The sequence below is a fragment of the Streptomyces sp. SAI-127 genome (assembly GCF_029894425.1).
Taxonomy (GTDB): domain Bacteria; phylum Actinomycetota; class Actinomycetes; order Streptomycetales; family Streptomycetaceae; genus Streptomyces.
Map to the genome: position 1 here is coordinate 5,836,337 of NZ_JARXYJ010000001.1, position 16,841 is coordinate 5,853,177.

Here is a 16,841-nt window from a genome sequence, read left to right on the forward strand (position 1 = left end):
GCCTCAGACGGTACCGAGGTCGGACGTCACCCACCTTTCGGGCCGCACCCGGATGATCACCTGTTCGCCGTGGTTCTTCGAGGCGAACTCCACGTACCCGTCCACCTTCTCGGCCGGCAGGTAGCGGGCGGAGATCTCCCGGAGGTCTTCGATGGTGCCCGGCCGGGTGTCGACGACCGGCCCCTCCACGGACACGTACCGGATGGTGGGCTCGATGCGCTCGACCAGCAGGGAGAAACGGCCGGCCGCCCGGATCAGTTCGTGCTTGCGGGAATCGCGCCCGGTCATGATCCAGATGTCACCACCGGGCTTGTACTGGTACCAGATCGGCACAGCGAGCGGCGCGCGCCCCTCTCCTGCGTCGACCGCCAGCGCGGCGATATGCGGCTCGGCCAGGAACTGTTCACGTTGCTCACGAGTCAGGGCCATACAGTTCAGGGTACTTCGCACACCTGAGGGAGGGAGGGTCGGTGAATCACTTGTCCGGTACGGCAGTTGGCGCCGCCGGAGTACTTCTGCTCGCGTCCCTCGCCGCCTGCGACTCCGGAGCGGCGCACGCGTCCCTCACCGTCCCCGAGCTCTATTACCTGCGCCCCTACGGCGACAAGTCCGGCCCGAAGGACAAGATGCCCTTCTCCGTGACGGCCGAGGACGGGAACGGCCCCGGGGTCCGCCGGCTCACGGTGGAGGTGGCCCCCGACGGGCGGGACGTGGTCCGGCTGAAGAAGTACGGACCCTGCGAGGGCGACTCCGCGCATCTGACCTGCGAGGTCGACGGCGACTACAGCAACTGGGCGGACAACGCCCGTGCGCAGCCGCACGCCGTCAAGGGCGCCGAGGCCGGTGCCACGGCCGTCGTCCGCTACACCTACACCACGAAGAACGGCAGAAAGCTCACCGCACGGACCCGGTTCGTCATCGGGGAGCCGGTGGTCGAGGCGGTGGTGCCCGCGTACGCGAAGGAGCTTCTGCGGCCCGGCTCCGAGCTGCTCTCCCCGCTCGTCGTGCGGAACACCGGCGAGGTGCCGGTCAAGGGGCTGGGGATCGCGATGAGCGCCGACGGGACGGAGTTCACGCAGCGGTACGACAACTGCCGTTACCCCGAGCTGAGCAAGGGCCATCTCGCGGTGTGCGAGCTGCCGGAGGTGACGATCGACCCGGGAGAGACGCTCGTCGTCCGCCCCGCCATGAGACTGCGCGTCCCCGCCGCGCAGATGTACCCCTCCTACGGCCGGGACGTCTGGGCCCTGGACATGGGCCCGGGTCAGTACCACAGCTATACGAAGGGCGGCGGCCCCGGCGACGGACCGGCCCTGGAGGCCGAGCCCACCGCCGGGACCGAGGGCACCTTCGTCAAGGGCGGCGGATCCACCCAGCTCGTCGTCGACACCCACGCCGACTACCAGGTCTCCGACGTCGAACTGCGCGGCGGTCCCGGCACCCGGCGCACCTTCCGTATCGAGGTCCGCAACAACGGGCCCGCCGACGCCGGCACCGCGGCCGAGCTGGTCTTCGAGCCGCCCTTCGAGCTGCGGGTGGTGAAGGAGCCCATGGAGGAGTACGACGACGGCGTCTACCGGGCGTACTGCGACAACAACGGCTTCACCTACACCTGCGAGGTACCCGACCTGAAGCCGGGCGAGACCCGTTCCTTCGAGTTCACGGCCGAACTCGGCGCCCCCGGCGAGGGCACCCTGAGCCTCCTGGAGAAGAACTCCTCCAGCCCGTGGGACGTGGGCCGCAGGGACCCGGACACCGCCAACGACAAGGCGACCATCAGAGTCGTGCATTAGAGGTGCGTTAGAGGCCGTCTTCAAAGATCATCGGATGGTGGCTCATGGCGGGGTGATACGCCGCCATGAACTCACGGTACCGCTGCTACACCCACCCCCGTTGGGACGCCCGCATCCCCAGCTGGAATCTGCTCGCCGCACCCAGCCGCTCCTGCAGCTCGCTGACCCGCCGCCGCAGGGTCCGCAGACTCACTCCCAGATGGCGAGCCACCGCCTCGTCCTTCATTCCGGCCGCCAGCAGCCGGGTCAACGTCCTCTCGCTCTCGGAGAGCCCACCGTCGTCGACCGCCTGACCCAGCGGCGCAGCCTGCTGCCAGGCCAGTTCGAAGAGCTTCTGCAGGGCCTCGGTCACCGCCGAGTGCCACACCACGACGGCACAGTAGCCGCCGGCCGCGGAGGCGGTCAGCGGCAGCAGCGCCCGGCATCCGTCGACCACCAGCAGCTTGAGAGGCACGGACGGCAACACCCGAGCCTGCTCGCCGAGTTCGACCATCCTGAAGGCGCGGGACAGGATCTTCGGATCCTCCAGGCCGGTCGCCGAGTAGATCCCACGAGAGAGGATCCCGCGGCGGAGCAGATCGGCCTGGAGGTCCACCTGCGGACCGGCCGGGGCGAGATACGGCGGTGTGTCGAAAAGGCACACCTCGTGCTCCGCGCGCGCGTACATCTCCTCCAGGCGTGCCGCGATGGCGCCCTCGCCGGAGGCCACCTCGACCAGCCGGGACGGTTCCTCGCGCAGCAGCCCCGCCTCGTACGCGGTCGCCATCTCCTCGGCGGTGGCGGCCAGCAGCTCGGACTCCGTCTCGCGCCGCCGGATCAGCGCGCGGATCGCCACCCCGGGGGTCGACGGCTCGTAACCCGCCCATGGAGTCCGGTGGTTGCAGCAGCCCGAGCGTGAGCAGCCGGTTGCAGGCCTCACGGACCCGGCCCGGGGAGGCACCCGTCAGCAACGCCCAGCCGGCCGCGCCGGCGTCGGGTTGGTTGAGGATGGCCTGGTACAGCAGCTCGTCGAACGCGGAGACCCCCACCGCGGCCCAGGGGCTCGCGGCGGGGGTCTGCCCTGCCGTGTCGTACGCCGTGTTCACCATGGCTCGGCACGGTAGGCGATCTTTGTTAAGGCTGTTTGTCCCGGACTGGGAGGCTGTTCACTTCAGGCCGTCTACTTCAGGCCGAACGCCCGCAGCACGGTCTGATCGACCCTGTTGCCGTCCTTGTCGGCGGCCCGCACGCGCAGCGACACGAACGTGGCGCCCTTCGGGTGCTTGAGTTCCAGCTCGCCCCGCTTGACCTTCACCTCCTTCCAGGACGTGCCGTCGTCGTAGGAGACCCAGACCTTCAGGTCACCGGTTGTGACGCCGCCCGACTGGTTCCGGACGGAGAGTGCGAGCTTCGACGTGTGCCTCGCTTCGGCACGGCCCAGGAGGTCGAGCCCGTCCACGTCGTAGTCGACCGAGAGCAGCGGCAGCGCCGTCTGCCGGTCCGTGTGCGCCGAGGCGAAGGACCACTCGGTGTGGGTGCCGGTGGAGTACGTGGCCCAGTCGGCGGTGCGCCGGGCGTCGAGCACGAGGCGGTACGAGGTCTTCGCCGCCGGGACGTCGAAGGTGCCGAGTCCGCCGAGCGCGGTGTCGCCGACCAGTTGTCCGTCCGCGTACAGCGTGCCCTTCGCGGTGTCCTGGAGGTTGTCCACCGACCCGTAGTGGCCCGGCGTGGAGTCGCTCAACTCCGGGACGGCGAAGGTGAGTTTGTCGCCGGTGCGCTGGGAGAGGGCGTACTGCTCGACGGTCGCCGGGCGGACGACCGGGCGCAGCCAGTCCTCGGTGGGCAGCCTGCCCGCCTTGTCGAAGGTCTGCAGGGAATCCCACTGCGGCTTGTTCGCCTTCGAGTCGGGATAGACGGCGTGCCAGATCCGGTTGTCGGAGACGTTGTAGTACTCGGTGCGCTCCGTGCCGAGCCGCACGTTGTTGGTGGTCGCGATGTCGGTCTTCTGCCCGGGACGGAACCTGTACACGGCGTCCTTGCCGACCTGACCGGCCTTGGCCCCGTGGTAGCGCACCGTCTGCTTCACCGTGTTGGAGCTGTTCAGGTGGTACGTCTGCCGGTCCGAGACGGCACCTGTCTGCGTGAACATCACGCTGTACACGTACGGGCTGACCGCGGTGCCGTCCAGCTTCAGCTTGACCTTCTTCCCGCTCTTCAGCAGGGCCCCGAGCTTCGCGCCGTCCTCGCCGGTGGCGGTCATCAGCGGGATGGCCGCGCTCTTCACCCAGGAGATCCAGTACCCGGGCGTCTCGTGGTAAGCGAGGACGTAACCGGCCCCGGCCGCGGTCGCGTTGGCCAGTGCCTCGTCCGCCGTCGCACCGGCGGCCACCCGGACGACCGCCACCTTGCCCCGGACATCGAGTCCGTCGAAGTCGGCAGCGCTGCCGCTGCCCGCGTCCACCGCACGGACCGTGCGGGCACCGCTGAACTTCACCGGGAACCCGCTGGACGTCTGCGCGTAGTCGAGGGGCAGCGCGTACTTCTCGGGGCTGGTGACGCTCGCCGTCAGCTCCTTGGCGTACAGACGGAACTTCGAGGAGAACTCCAGCGTGCCCTCGGTGACCTTCTCGGTGGGCGCCACGTAGACGTGGTCGGTCCACCAGCCCTGGCTGTAGGTCAGGCCCCAGTTGCTGCCCGGGCCCTCTCGGTGCCAGGTGGTGCTGAAGCCCTGGAACTCGGAGTCCTCCTTGGTCTTCGGCTTGATCTCGACCGCCGTGCGGGCGTCGAGGACGACCTCGGTGTCCTTGTCGACCTTGATCTGCGGATCGCCGACGACCGAGGTGCCGACCTCCAGACCGGCCGCGTCCCGCTGCGAGATCCAGGACGCCGTGGAGTACGTACCGGCGGGCACCTTGAAGGTGTATCCGCTGCCGAGGTACCCGTAGGTTTCGTACGCGCCGTTCAGTTCCTGCAGGGTGAAGATCGACGCCGAGGTGGACGGCTTGCCGTCCCGGCCCACCAGCGACAGCTTCAGGTCGTACGTCTTGGCCAGCTTCTCGAAGCCGACGGCGGTGGTGACCTGGACGCCGTCGGCGCTCGCGGTGATGTGGCCCGTGTACCGGCCCGTCGCCTCCTCGGCCGGGTCGACGGTGACGGCGACCGTGGCGGTGCCCTTCGCCGGGACGGTCACGGTGTCCGCGTTCGGGGCGGCCTCGGGGAGCGACGAGGAGATCTTCAACCCCACTGCTTTGTCGGTGGTGTTGGTGTAGGTGATGTCCTTGCCGGCGGTCTCGGTGTCGCTCTCCTCGAACGTGCCGAAGCTCAGCGCCGGCGTCGCGAAGACGCCCTGCTGGACAGCCCGTACGGCGTCGACCCGGCCGTCGCCCTGCTCGAACACGGAGTTGACGGTGTTCGTCTTCGCGGTGGTCGCCAGCGCCTGCTTGATCTGCTGGCCCGTCCAGTCCGGATGGGCCTGCGCGACCAGCGCCGCGGCGCCCGCGACGTGCGGGGTGGCCATCGACGTGCCGCTCGACGTCGTGTAGTAGTCGTCGACCGGCGTGCCCATGGTGGTACCGGCCGCGCGGGCCGCCGTGATGGCCGCGCCCGGTGCGGTGATCTCCGGCTTGACCGCGGAGTCGCCGATGCGCGGGCCCCGGCTCGAGAACGAGGCCAGCTTGTCGGACTTGTCCACGGCGCCCACCGTCAGCGCCGAATCGGCGATGCCCGGGGTGCCGACGGTCTGCTCGGACGGGCCCGAGTTGCCCGCCGCGATCACGAAGAGGGTGCCGGTGGACGCGGACAGCTCGTCGACCGTCTCACTCAGCACGTCCGAGGGGCCGGACGCGGTGCCGCCCAGCGACATCGACACGATCTTCGCGCCGGAGTGCGCGGCCCACTCCATGCCCGCGATGATCCAGGAGTCCTGACCCTTGCCCGCGTTGTTCAGTACCTTGCCGACCAGCAGCTCCGCGCCCGGCGCCACGCCCTTGCGCCTGCCGTCGGAGGCCGAGCCCGAGCCGACGATCGTGGACGCCACATGGGTGCCGTGGCCGTGTCCGTCCTGCACCGCCTCGGCCGGCACGAAGCTCCGCGCCTCCCCGATCCTCCCCGCGAGATCCGGGTGACCGGCGTCCACGCCCGTGTCCAGGACGGCGACCTTGACGCCCTTGCCGTCGTAGCCCGACTTCCACACCTCGGGCGCGCCGATCTGCGGCACGCTGACATCGAGGGACGCCTCGACCTTGCCGTCGAGCCAGATCTTGTCGATCCCCTCGCCGAGCCGCCGTGCGGCCTTCGTGGTCGGTTCGGTGCCGAGCGCGGGGGCGATGTCCTTCCAGAAGGCGGTCGACTTCTCCGCGCTGAGCGAGGCGCCGTCGATCGTGGGCAGCTTGAGTATCCGGCGAGCGCCGTCGGGGGTCGCGTTGCCCTTCGTGTACGTCGCGATCACCGGGGTGTCGCCGGTCTTCGCGTCGGCGTACCCCTGCTTCACCAGCTGGGTGACGTTGAAGAGGGCCGGGTCGAGACGGCCCGCGTTCACGAGCGGGATCGCGTCCGACGGTAGGACACTGACCTCGCCGTCCTTCTCGCTGGACAGGAAGGTGGCGGCCTCGCGGCCCTTGCCGCGCTGGATGTCGACGGCGTGCTTGCCGTCCGGTCCGGCGCTGAGGGACACGGTGTCACCGGTGATGAGGGTGACGGTCTGCGTACTCGTCGCACCGGTCCCGGCGCCGCTCCGCACGGGCGTGGATTCCGGTGCGGTGACCTGCGATCCGGAACCGGCCGCGGCGGGCGTGATCGCGCCCGTGAGCAGTCCGGCCGCTCCTGCCACGGCCCAGAAGGCGTGGTGTCTTCGCATGGGTGGCGTCCTCCCCTGAACACTGACGACGCTTCCGGCCTGGTGAGCGGAAGCCAGTGATCAGAGTGAGCGCTGCGCGGAAAGCGGCTCAAGGGAATCCTGTGGCCGAGGAGTGCCAATGCCCCCTTCGGCCACGGTAATTGGCGGTCTCCGTGGACCTTGAACTCGCTGATCAGGCATGGGAGTTATACGTAGACGGACCCTAACGCCCCAGCACCACCGTGCCCGACGAGCAGAACCAGCCCCCCGTCCCGGACGCCACCGCCAGCCCCGGCGCCGACCCGTCCGGGCGCCGCACCTGCCGTGCGCCCGCCTCCCCGCGCAACTGCCGTACGGCCTCCACGAGCAGGAACAGCCCGCGCATGCCCGGGTGCTGGGCGGACAGCCCGCCGCCGTCCGTGTTCACCGGCAGGTCCCCGCCCTCGACCTTCAGGCGTCCCTTCTCCACGAAGGCACCGCCCTCGCCCTTGGCGCAGAAACCGAGGTCCTCCAGCGTCACCAGCGTCATGTAGGTGAACGCGTCGTAGATCTGGGCGAGTTCGATCTCCTCGGGCCGCACCCCCGCCCGCTCGAAGGCCAGCCGTCCGCTCACCGCCGCCGGGGACACGGTGAAGTCGGGCCACTCGGACATGCTGACGTGCGAGACGTACTCCCCGGTGCCCAGCACCCAGACGGGAGCGGTACGGCAGTCCCGTACGTACTCCTCGGCCGCGAGCAGTACCGCCGCGCCGCCGTCGGAGCGGATGCAGCAGTGCAGCTTGGTGAAGGGGTCCGCGATCATCGGGCCGGAGAGGACGTCGTCGACGGTGATCGGGTCGCGGAACATCGCGTCGGGGTTGAGGGCGGCGTTGGCGCGGGCCTGGACCGCGATCTGCGCCAGCTGCTCGATGGTCGTGCCGTGTTCGATCATGTGGCGGCGGGCCGCCATCGCGTACTTGGCGATCAGGGTGTGGCCGTAGGGCACCTCGAACTGGAGCGGGCCGCGGGCGCCGAAGGAGAGGGTGCCGGTGCGGCGGCCCGCCCTGATGTCGGCGCGGGCCGTGGAGCCGTAGACGAGCAGGACCGCGTTCGCGTGTCCGGCGGCGATCGCGTCGGCCGCGTGCGCCGCCATGACCTCCCAGGTGGACCCGCCGACCGAGGTCGAGTCGACCCAGGTGGGGCGCAGGCCCAGGTACTCGGCGATCTCGACGGGGGCGAGGGTGCCGGTGCCGGCCGAGGCGAGGCCGTCGACCAGCGAGCGGTCCAGGCCGGCGTCGGCCAGGGCGCGGCGGGCGGCCTGGGCGTGCAGGGCGTAGGGGGTCGCGTCGTTCACGCGGCCGCAGTCGGCCAGGGCCACGCCGGTGATCGCGACTTTCCGGCTCCCGGGGGGCATGAGGGCCTCCTGCCTCTGGGCATCTGGTGCGGGCGCTCCTAATATGACGGACCGTCAGATCGGGAGGGAAGAGGAAGAGCCATGGACGCTCGCTTCACCGCCGAACAGGACGAGATCCGAAGTGCCTTGCGGGGAACTGCTGCGCAGGCGTTGCGGGCCCGAGGAGTCGAGGAGTGCGGTCGACACTCCGGCCGGCTACGACCCGGCGCTGTGGACGGCCCTCGCCGAACAGCTGGGACTGCCGGGGCTGGCGCTGCCCGAGGCGTACGGCGGTGTGGGGTGCTCGCTGACGGAGCTGGCGCTGGCCTGCGAGGAGACGGGGCGGGCGCTGGCGCCCACGCCGTTGCTGGGCACGGCGGTTCTCGTGGCCCCGCTGGTGCTGGCCCTGGGGACGGAGAAGCAGCGCGCCGGTCTGTTGCCCCGGATGGCTTCCGGCACGTTGACCGCCGCCCTTGCCGTGCCAACGGGGGCGGCACTGGGACTCACCGGCGACAACCGGGCCGAGTGGGCGGGCGGAGGACGTGCGGGCGGGGTCCAGGCCCGGCGGTCCGGCGGCGCGGGTGGGGGTGTCGTCGCTACGGAGGGGACGGGGAGGTCGGGTCCCGAAGAGCAACCCCGGGCTCCCGGCTGGCGGTTGTACGGCGAGGTCGACCAGGTGCTCGACGGCCACAGCGCCGACCTCCTGCTCGTGGCCGCCCATGCGGGCGGGTTCGCCCGGTCCCGTACCCTCCTCTTTCTCGTCCCCGGTGATGCCTCCGGGCTCGTGCGCACCCGGCAGCGCGCCCTCGACGCCACCCGCCCGCAGGCCCGCGTCCAACTGCGGGACGTCGAAGCTGAGTTGCTCGGTGACGACGACGGGGCCGATGTCCTGGGTGCCCTCGCCCGCACGGGCAACACCGCCGCCACCGTCCTCGCCTGTGAGGCCGTCGGGGCCGCCGACCGTGTGCTGGAGACGACCGTCGAGTACGTCAAACAGCGGGAGCAGTTCGGGCGGGCGGTCGGGTCCTTCCAGGCCGTGAAGCACCGGCTCGCCGATGTGTACGTCCAGCTTCAGGCAGCCCGTTCCGCGGCCTACTTCGCCGCCTGGGCCGCCGTTCACGACGAGCGGCGGGTCGGCGGGCTCGCCCTCGCCCAGGCCCTCGAAGCCCTGCGCACCGCCGCCGCCGAGGGCATTCAGCTGCACGGAGGCATCGGGTTCACCTGGGAGCACGAGGCGCAGCGGTACTTCAAGCGCGCCGCCGCGGACGAACTGCTCTTCGGCCCCGCGCACCGGCTGCGGGCGCACGCCGCCGACGCGGCGCGGCTCTTCGAGCGGGCGGAGGTGTCGGTGTGATCGGGGCGAGGGTCGTCCAGCGGGTGTCGTCCACGCGCGGCTTCGCCAAGGTGGCGCCGCATGTGATTCCGGCCCTGGACCGGGCCGTGCACCGGATCACCCGGGGGAAGTTCCTGCTCAGCGCGCAGATGCTGCCGGGGGTCGTACTCACCTCGACGGGGGCGAGGAGCGGGCTGCCCCGGCGGACCCCGCTCGCCTGCATGCCCGAGGACGAGGGCCGTACCTGGATCCTCATCGGCTCCAACTTCGGCCGCGACGGCCACCCCGCCTGGACCGCCAACCTCCTCGCCCGCCCCGAGGCCTCGGTCAGCTGGAAGGGGCGGGACATCGACGTGACGGCGACACTGCTGACGGGGGAGGAGCGGGCCGCCGTGTGGAAGACCGCGCTGGCGTTCTGGCCGCCGTACGCCACCTATCAGGCACGGGTCGAGCGGGAGATACGGCTCTTCCGGATCACCCGGAAGTGACAGCCGGACGCACGACAGGCGGCTGTCCACCCGTGTGAACAGCCGCCTGCCAGACAGGACTCGAGTAGGGCCGTTATTTCGTCGGCTTCTTGCCCGTCACGCCCAGGTGCACCAACAGCGCCAGATTCGGCTTGAGTTCGGCCTGCTTGACGCCCCAGGTCTGGAAGCCCTTCTGGTGCGAGGCCACCGCCGCGAGCATCGCGACGAGGGAACCCGCGACCGCGGCCGGGTTGACGTCCTTGTCGACCTTGCCCTTGGACTGGAGCTCGGTGACCGCGTCCACGAGGGAGTTGTTCACCGAGTTGAGGATCTTCATGCGGATCTTGTAGAAGCGTTTGTCGCCCTCGGCGGCACCGAGGTCGACCACGCGCAGGATCGCGTCGTTCTTGCGCCAGAACTCCAGGAAACCGTCCACGAGTTCCTGCGCGGTCTGCCATCCCGCCTTGCCGACCCACGACCGGCCTTCGAGGAGCTGCGTCAACTGACCGCCCTCGGTGGCCATTTGCTCGGCCACCTCCAGGACGGCGCCCTCGACGTCCGGGAAGTACTGGTAGAAGGTCGCGGGTGAAGTGCCCGCCTTCCGGGCGACATCGATGACTTTGACGTCCCGGTAAGGGGAGGAGCTGAGCATCTCGCTGAGGCAGTCGAGCAGCTTCTGCCGGGTCGCCTGCCCACGCCGGCCGGCCACACGGCCGTCGACGGTACGCACTTGTCCTGTCATGCCGTCAGCTTACCGAGGGGTGATCGGAGCGCGATTCGGCCGACTGCAAATGGGGTGCACGGGGCCGGGGAGACGGGTGTGCCTGGTCCTGCGGGGTGCGTGCGTCGCCGTTACTTTGACGGTATGGCCGAAAACAGGGCATCCGCAGACGGAACGGGATACGGCGAGGGCGTCCCCTGCTGGCTGGACGCGCAGCTTCCCGACGTGGCCGCCGGGCAGCGGTTCTACGGTGAGCTCTTCGGTTGGACCTTCCACGACCGGCCGGACACCCACGGAGGTTCCGTGTGGGCCCACCACAAGGGCCGCCCCGTCGCCGCCCTCGCCCACAAGACGGACGGCCGGATGCCCACCGTGTGGACGGTCTACTTCGCCACCCCGGACATCGAGGGCCTCGCCGACCGGATCTGGGCGGCCGGCGGACAGGTCGTCACCGCGCCCATGCCGGTGGCGGAGCTGGGTACGTCCGCGCTGGTCACCGACCCGGAGGGGGCCGTGTTCGGTCTCTGGGAGCCGGGCAGCCACCCCGGGTTCGGTGTGCGGCACGAGCCCGGCACCTTCGCCTGGGCCGAGCTGTACGCGCGGGACACCGAGGCCGCCAACACCTTCTACGGCGGGCTCTTCCACGACGCCCTCTTCGGACCCGATGCCCACCCCGACTTCGGCCGCGCCCCGGTCTCCGGCGTGTTCCCCGCCGAGATGCCGCCCCACTTCCTCGTGCACTTCGGCGTCGAGGACTGCGAGGCCGTGCTCGGGACGGTCGTCCGGCTCGGCGGGCGGGTCCAGGCGCCGCCATTCGAGACGTCGTACGGAAAAGTGGCCGTCGTCACCGACAATCAGGGAGCGTCGTTCGCCGTTCTGGAGCGATCGGAGCGGTAGAAGATTCCGCTTTGAGGTGAGACACCCCAATTGACCCCGGGTTCGCCACCAGGCCTCCGGCCAGGAAGAATCAGGGTTGCGTGCCGCCATGGCGGTGCGGTGGTGAGACGCTGCACGGGGTCGCGTACATATGTGGGTGGCGCGGCTTGTACGGGGAGGTGGCAGGCAGAGTGGTGGATCAGCTGACGCAGCACGATCCGCGCAGGATCGGGCCGTTCGAGGTGCTGGGACGGCTGGGTGCCGGCGGCATGGGGCTGGTCTATCTCGCGCGCTCGGCGTCGGGCCGGCGGGTGGCGATCAAGACGGTCCGTACGGAACTCGCCGAGGACCAGCTCTTCCGGGTCCGCTTCACCCGTGAGGTGGAGGCGGCCCGGGCGGTCTCCGGTTTCTACACGGCCGCCGTGGTCGACGCCGACCCGCGCGCGGCCGTGCCGTGGCTGGCCACGGCGTACGTCCCCGCGCCCTCCCTCGAAGAGATAGTGAACGACTGCGGGCCGCTCCCGGCCCAGGCGGTGCGCTGGCTCGCGGCGGGCGTCGCGGAGGCGCTGCAGTCCATCCACGGCGCCGGGCTGGTCCACCGTGACCTCAAGCCCTCCAACGTGCTGGTGGTCGAGGACGGCCCCCGGGTGATCGACTTCGGTATCGCGTCCGGCGTCTCGAACACCCGTTTGACGATGACGAACGTCGCCGTCGGCACCCCCGCCTACATGTCCCCCGAGCAGGCCAAGGACTCCCGCAGCGTCACCGGCGCCAGCGACGTCTTCTCGCTCGGCTCGATGCTGGTCTTCGCCGCCACCGGCCACCCGCCCTTCCACGGCGCCAACCCGGTCGAGACGGTCTTCATGCTGCTGCGTGAGGGCCCCGACCTCGAAGGCCTCCCGGACGAGCTGCGTCCGCTCATCGAGTCCTGTATGCAGATGGAGGCCACGGGGCGTCCCAACCCGGCCGACCTCCAGGCCCAGCTGGCACCCCACCTCTTCGGCTCCGGCTCCGACGACAGCGGTACGGCCTCGGCGTGGCTGCCCGAGAAGGCCGTGGCCATGATCGAGACGCGGCGCGGCGGGCGCCCGGTGCCCACCCAGGCCGGCGGTGCCCGCAGCGGAGGCGGCCGACCCGCCGTACCGCCGCCGCCCGCCTACGACCCGCCGCAGCCCGCTCCCGTCCCCGTCGGCGCCCCCGACACCGGTCCCGTGCGGCTCGCCGGTGCCCAGGTGCCCATCGGGCCCGGACCGCGCGTCGCCGACGCCCGTGCCGCCGCCGTGAAGGCGCCCCCGCCGGAGGCCGGCCTGGTCGCCACCTGGTCCAGGCCGCGCCCCGGCGTCAACGGCACGGAGCCCGCCGTGGGCCCCGCCGTACCGGCGCCCCCGCCCGCGCCGCCGGAGAACTCGGGCGGCTGGCGGCCCTGGCGGTTCCGCATGTCGAACGACGTGTGGGGCACCCCGGCCGTCGCCGGGGACCTCGTCTACGTCACCTCCTTCGAGGTGCACGCCCTCGACGTCGGCACCGGCCGCCGTCGCTTCAAGACGCGGGACGTGGCCTGGTCGATGGCGGTCGCGGACGGCCGTATCCACGCCTCCGACGGCCCCACGCTCTTCGCCCTCGACGCCCGCGAGGGCGCCGACCAGTGGCGGCTGAACACGGACGCGTGGGTGTACTCCCTCAAGGCCGAACGGGGCACGGTGATCACCGGGACCCGCGGCGGCGGCGTACAGGCCTGGGAGGCCGCCACCGGACAGAAGCTCTGGGAGCTGACCGGCTGCCAGACCGACTTCGAGTCCCCCGAGGCCGGCCCCGCGCTCCACGAGGGCACGGTCTACATCTGGCAGGAGGGCCGCCTGCGGGCCCTGGACGCCCGCACCGGCGAGGAGCGCTGGGCGTTCCCCATCGGCGACGCGGCCTCCTGCGGCGGGGTGCCGGTCCGGGTGGCCCAGGCCCACGACGGGTTCGTGTACATCTCGGCCGGGACCCGCGTCATGGCCCTCGACGTGGCGAGCGGACGGGTGCGCTGGCACTTCGAGGCCCCGGCGGTCTTCCTGTGCCCGCCGACCTTCGTCCCGGGGGCCGCGGTCACGGGCGGCGGGGTGTACCTCGCCGACTACCTCGGCACGGTGTACGCCCTCGACGCGACCGACGGCCGCGACCGCTGGCGCATCGCCACCGAGGCCCGGGCGTCGGTCGAGCCGGTGCTGGTGGCCGGGGGACATGTCCACGTGGGCAGCGGCAAGGGGCTGTACACGCTGGACGCGGTCACCGGGACGCCGAAGTGGCGGTTCCAGGCGGGCGGGGACATCGTGGGGGCGCCCGCGGTGGCCGAGGGGCGGATCCACTTCGGGTCCACGGACCATCTGCTCTACACCCTGAAGGCCGACGACGGCCGGCTGCGCTGGAAGCTCGCGACCGGCGGGGAGATCACCGGGTCGCCGGTGGTCAAGGACGGGGTCGTGTACGCGTGCAGCAAGGACCGGTGCGTGTACGCGCTGGACGCGGAGAAGGGGACGGGAACGGCCAGGGCCACCTGAGCGTGAGGCAGAGGCCCCCGTTAGAGTGATCGCATGCATTCACGGGGGCGTGTTCTCAGGTTTACGGCGGTCATGGCGACGGTGGTGCTCGCGCTGACGGGCTTCTCCAGCGGCCACAAGAGCAGCGGGCGGCACAAGAGCAGCCACAGGGACAGTGACAGCGGCGGTGGCTGCAGCAGCTCCAGCCAGAAACACGACAGCTATACACCGCGCAGCACCAGCACCCGCCGCAGCTCGGCACTCCAGGACGGCACCGCGCTGGTGGTGAGCTGCGCGACGAAGGCGATCCCCTACGCGACGGTCGAGGTCACCAACCCGAACAGCCGCCAGGCCACCTTCGAGGTCGAGTTCGCCTTCGTGGACGCGGCAGGCAAGTCGCTGAGCTCGCAGACCAATAAGATCTCGGTGCCCGCGAGGGGCACGTCGAACGTCCAGGTGAAGGCGGGTCAGTCCCTCCTGGCCGAGCTCGACCACTGCCAGGTCGAGCCGGAAGCCGATCTGGTCACGCGCTAGCGCGACCTGAAGCCGGACTGCCGGGAACGGAACAGTTCGGTCTGCCGGTCCGGGGGGAGATTCCCGAGCGAGACGAGGTGCGGGGCCTGCGCGAAGCCCTGTTTCACGGCGGCCTCCTTGGCGGCCCAGAGCGCGCGGACCGTGCCCTGCACCCCTTCCGGCGGATACCCGGCGATGACCTCGGCGGCGGCGACCGCGGCCGCCGGCGCCCCGCCCGGTGACGTCAGTTCGGTGACGAGCCCGACGGCGTGGGCGCGCTCGGCGGAGAGCCGTTCCGCCGTCCCCATCAGCGCCATCCGCGCGGCCTCCCCGTGCGGCATGACCAGCGCCATGAGCACCGACTCGTAGGCGCTGACCATCCCGTAGGTGGTGTGCGGGTCGAAGAAGGTGGCGGCCGGGTCGGCGACGAGGAAGTCGCTCTCACCCAGGAGGTAGAAGGCGCCACCGCAGGCCATCCCGTTCACGGCGGCGATGACCGGTTTCCAGAGGTCGTTGGACTTCGGCCCGATGCGGAGGAGCGGATCATCCGCCATGTAGGGCGAGTTGGGCTGCGGAACCTCGGCGTCCCGGTCAAGGCCCGTGCAGAAGGCCCGCTCCCCGGCACCGGTCAGGACCACCGCCCGTACGGAGTCGTCGAAGCGCAACTGCTGCCAGGTGGCGACGAGTTCGTCCCGCATGTCCAGATCGATGGCGTTCAGCCGGTGCGGCCGGTCGAGGGTGACGACGGCGACACCGGTGTCCTTGTCGGCGGTGACCCGCAGGCCGGTCACGACAGCACCCATTGCGGAAGCCCGTCGGAGAACACCACGTGCACCCGGGCGCCGATCCGGATCCGGCCCGGATCGAGGGAGTTCAGCGGCGCCCCGGCCGCGCTGACCAGGTTCCCGACCAGCCGTATCCGAGGAGCCTCCTCCAACTCGACGACCACCACGTTGTACGGCGCCTGGGCCGCGTAGTCGGGCAGGAGGGGCGGGTGGGGGACGACGTAGGACCAGACGCGGCCACGCCCGGAGACCGGGCGCCACTCCTCGGCGAACGACCGGCAGTGCGGGCAGCAGGGCCGGGGCGGAAAGCGGAGTTCCCCGCAGTCGGCGCAGGCCTGGACGCGCAGTTCACCCCGGGCGGCGTACTCCCAGAAGGGGACGCCCGTGGTGTCCTTCACCGGTTCGAGCATGTCAGCTCCTGTTGGTCAGCAGCAGGGCGGAGGTGGGGACGCCCTCGCCGGCGGTGACGAGGCAGGTGGTGGCGTCCGGTACCTGGGCGGTGCTGGTCCCGCGCAGCTGCCGTACGCCCTCGTCGATGAGGTTGAAGCCGTGCACGTAGGCCTCGGACAGCCCCCCGCCCCCGGTGTTGATCGGCAGCCGTCCGCCGATCTCCAGGGCCCCGCCCTCCGTGAAGGAACCGCCCTCTCCGCGACCGCAGAATCCGTAGCCCTCCAGGGAGAGCGGGACGAGGGAGGTGAACGCGTCGTAGATCTGGGCCACGTCGACGTCCTGCGGGGTGAAGTCGGCGTGTTTCCACAGGTGCCGGGCGGCGGTCCAGGCGGGGCCGGTGAGCGGGTCGTCGTTCCAGTAGTTGACCATGCCGTGGTGCTGGGCGGGCAGGCCCTGGGCGGCGGAGTGGACGTAGACGGGGGCGTTCGGGCAGTCGCGGGCGCGCTCCCGGCTGACCAGCACACAGGCCAACGCCCCGTCCGTCTCCAGGCAGTTGTCGAAGAGGCAGAGGGGTTCGCTGATCCAGCGGGAGGACATGTACATCTCGCGGGTCAGGGGGCGGTCGTACATGATCGCGGCGGGGTTCTGGTTGGCGCGGTTGCGGCAGGCGAGGGCGACGTTGAAGAGGTGGTCGCGGGTGGCCCCGTACTCGTGCAGGTAGCGGCGGGTGAGCATGGCGATCTCGTCGGCGGGGCGGAGCAGGCCGAAGGGTCTCGTCCACTGGGCCGGGGTCGGCAGCTGGACGCTGGTGTTGGTCCAGGGACGGGGGCCCGAGCCGCGCTTGCGGGACCGCCAGGCGACGCCGACCGTGGCCTGGCCGCTCGCTATCGCCGCCGCGAGATGCGCGACCGTCGCGCACGAACCGCCGCCGCCGTAGCCGACCTTGCTGAAGAAGGTGAGGTCGCCGAGGCCGACGGCCTTGGCCAGCTCGACCTCGTCCGTCTCCTCCATGGTGTACGAGGCCAGGGCGTCGACCTCGCCGGGGGCGATCCCGGCGTCGTCGAGGGCGGCGAGAACAGCCCGGCAGGCCAGGGTTCTCTCGTCCTCGGCGAGGCGTTTGGCGAAGGGAGTCCGTCCGATGCCGACGATCGCCGTGGCGTCCTTGAGGGTCACGCTGCACGCACCTCCGCACACTGTGAGGCCTGCTGACAGCCCGTCAGGCTACAGCTAATCTGACGGGTAGTCAGCTAACGTGTTTC

General features: G+C 71.0%; 13 protein-coding genes and 1 pseudogene. 6 read left to right on the forward strand and 8 right to left on the reverse strand.

From position 1 onward, the window contains the following. Window positions 1-3 precede the first annotated feature (3 nt). Window positions 4-429, reverse strand: a complete 426-nt coding sequence (locus tag M2157_RS26825; protein ID WP_280866398.1) for a pyridoxamine 5'-phosphate oxidase family protein — start codon at window positions 427-429, stop codon at window positions 4-6. Between the two features lie 41 nt (window positions 430-470). Here M2157_RS26825 and M2157_RS26830 point away from each other — a divergent pair, with 41 nt between their 5' ends. After that, window positions 471-1,793 (forward strand): hypothetical protein, encoded by a 1,323-nt coding sequence (locus tag M2157_RS26830; RefSeq protein ID WP_280866399.1) that lies wholly within the window; start codon window positions 471-473, stop codon window positions 1,791-1,793. Window positions 1,794-1,878: 85 nt separating this feature from the next. Here the strand turns inward: M2157_RS26830 and M2157_RS26835 are convergent, their stop codons facing one another. The 3 genes from M2157_RS26835 to M2157_RS26845 form a co-directional block, all read right to left on the reverse strand. After that, on the reverse strand, window positions 1,879-2,628 hold the full coding sequence (locus tag M2157_RS26835) for a helix-turn-helix transcriptional regulator (RefSeq protein WP_280866400.1): 750 nt from the start codon (window positions 2,626-2,628) through the stop codon (window positions 1,879-1,881). Window positions 2,629-2,952: 324 nt separating this feature from the next. Then, entirely contained in the window at window positions 2,953-6,627 is a 3,675-nt protein-coding gene (locus M2157_RS26840) for a S8 family serine peptidase (protein ID WP_280858298.1), read from the reverse strand. Between the two features lie 202 nt (window positions 6,628-6,829). Then, window positions 6,830-7,999: an acetyl-CoA acetyltransferase gene (locus M2157_RS26845; RefSeq protein ID WP_280858297.1), complete on the reverse strand. Its 1,170-nt coding sequence runs from the start codon at window positions 7,997-7,999 to the stop codon at window positions 6,830-6,832. Window positions 8,000-8,080: 81 nt separating this feature from the next. Here M2157_RS26845 and M2157_RS26850 point away from each other — a divergent pair. Beyond that, a pseudogene (locus M2157_RS26850) lies at window positions 8,081-9,332 on the forward strand (acyl-CoA dehydrogenase family protein). After that, window positions 9,329-9,799 carry a nitroreductase family deazaflavin-dependent oxidoreductase gene (locus M2157_RS26855; RefSeq protein WP_280858295.1) on the forward strand — a complete coding sequence of 157 codons (471 nt, stop codon included), beginning with the start codon at window positions 9,329-9,331 and terminating at the stop codon, window positions 9,797-9,799. The pseudogene M2157_RS26850 and the gene M2157_RS26855 overlap by 4 nt, the downstream one beginning before the upstream one ends. 73 nt (window positions 9,800-9,872) lie before the next feature. Here the strand turns inward: M2157_RS26855 and M2157_RS26860 are convergent, their stop codons facing one another. Further along, window positions 9,873-10,508, reverse strand: a complete 636-nt coding sequence (locus M2157_RS26860) for a TetR family transcriptional regulator (RefSeq protein ID WP_280859048.1) — start codon at window positions 10,506-10,508, stop codon at window positions 9,873-9,875. 135 nt (window positions 10,509-10,643) lie between these two features. Between M2157_RS26860 and M2157_RS26865 the strand changes: the two genes are divergently transcribed. The 3 genes from M2157_RS26865 to M2157_RS26875 all read left to right on the forward strand — a co-directional run bounded on the left by M2157_RS26865 (window position 10,644) and on the right by M2157_RS26875 (window position 14,428). Continuing rightward, window positions 10,644-11,396 carry a VOC family protein gene (locus tag M2157_RS26865; RefSeq protein WP_280858294.1) on the forward strand — a complete coding sequence of 251 codons (753 nt, stop codon included), beginning with the start codon at window positions 10,644-10,646 and terminating at the stop codon, window positions 11,394-11,396. A gap of 170 nt (window positions 11,397-11,566) precedes the next feature. Continuing rightward, window positions 11,567-13,915, forward strand: coding sequence for a PQQ-binding-like beta-propeller repeat protein (locus tag M2157_RS26870; RefSeq protein ID WP_280858293.1), 2,349 nt, complete (start codon window positions 11,567-11,569; stop codon window positions 13,913-13,915). A 72-nt stretch (window positions 13,916-13,987) separates the two neighbouring features. Then, window positions 13,988-14,428: a hypothetical protein gene (locus M2157_RS26875; protein WP_280858292.1), complete on the forward strand. Its 441-nt coding sequence runs from the start codon at window positions 13,988-13,990 to the stop codon at window positions 14,426-14,428. Here the strand turns inward: M2157_RS26875 and M2157_RS26880 are convergent. From M2157_RS26880 to M2157_RS26890, 3 genes are read right to left on the reverse strand one after another with little or no spacing between them, the layout of a single operon-like run. Beyond that, window positions 14,425-15,210 carry an enoyl-CoA hydratase/isomerase family protein gene (locus M2157_RS26880; protein WP_280858291.1) on the reverse strand — a complete coding sequence of 262 codons (786 nt, stop codon included), beginning with the start codon at window positions 15,208-15,210 and terminating at the stop codon, window positions 14,425-14,427. The genes M2157_RS26875 and M2157_RS26880 overlap by 4 nt on opposite strands. Then, the gene (locus M2157_RS26885; RefSeq protein WP_280866401.1) at window positions 15,195-15,602 is read right to left on the reverse strand and encodes an OB-fold domain-containing protein; all 408 of its coding nucleotides are present in this window, start codon (window positions 15,600-15,602) and stop codon (window positions 15,195-15,197) included. The genes M2157_RS26880 and M2157_RS26885 overlap by 16 nt, the downstream gene beginning before the upstream one ends. A 1-nt stretch (window position 15,603) precedes the next feature. Next, window positions 15,604-16,755 (reverse strand): lipid-transfer protein, encoded by a 1,152-nt coding sequence (locus tag M2157_RS26890; RefSeq protein WP_280866402.1) that lies wholly within the window; start codon window positions 16,753-16,755, stop codon window positions 15,604-15,606. Between the last annotated feature and the right edge of the window lie 86 nt (window positions 16,756-16,841).

What these genes read in the sequence shown, in the direction of transcription:
- M2157_RS26880 (WP_280858291.1), bottom strand. Translation starts at nt 15,210, where the DNA reads ATGGGTGCTGTCGTGACCGGCCTGCGGGTCACCGCCGACAAGGACACC.
- M2157_RS26825 (WP_280866398.1), bottom strand. Translation starts at nt 429, where the DNA reads ATGGCCCTGACTCGTGAGCAACGTGAACAGTTCCTGGCCGAGCCGCAT.
- M2157_RS26840 (WP_280858298.1), bottom strand. Translation starts at nt 6,627, where the DNA reads ATGCGAAGACACCACGCCTTCTGGGCCGTGGCAGGAGCGGCCGGACTG.
- M2157_RS26875 (WP_280858292.1), top strand. Translation starts at nt 13,988, where the DNA reads ATGGCGACGGTGGTGCTCGCGCTGACGGGCTTCTCCAGCGGCCACAAG.
- M2157_RS26845 (WP_280858297.1), bottom strand. Translation starts at nt 7,999, where the DNA reads ATGCCCCCCGGGAGCCGGAAAGTCGCGATCACCGGCGTGGCCCTGGCC.
- M2157_RS26885 (WP_280866401.1), bottom strand. Translation starts at nt 15,602, where the DNA reads ATGCTCGAACCGGTGAAGGACACCACGGGCGTCCCCTTCTGGGAGTAC.
- M2157_RS26865 (WP_280858294.1), top strand. Translation starts at nt 10,644, where the DNA reads ATGGCCGAAAACAGGGCATCCGCAGACGGAACGGGATACGGCGAGGGC.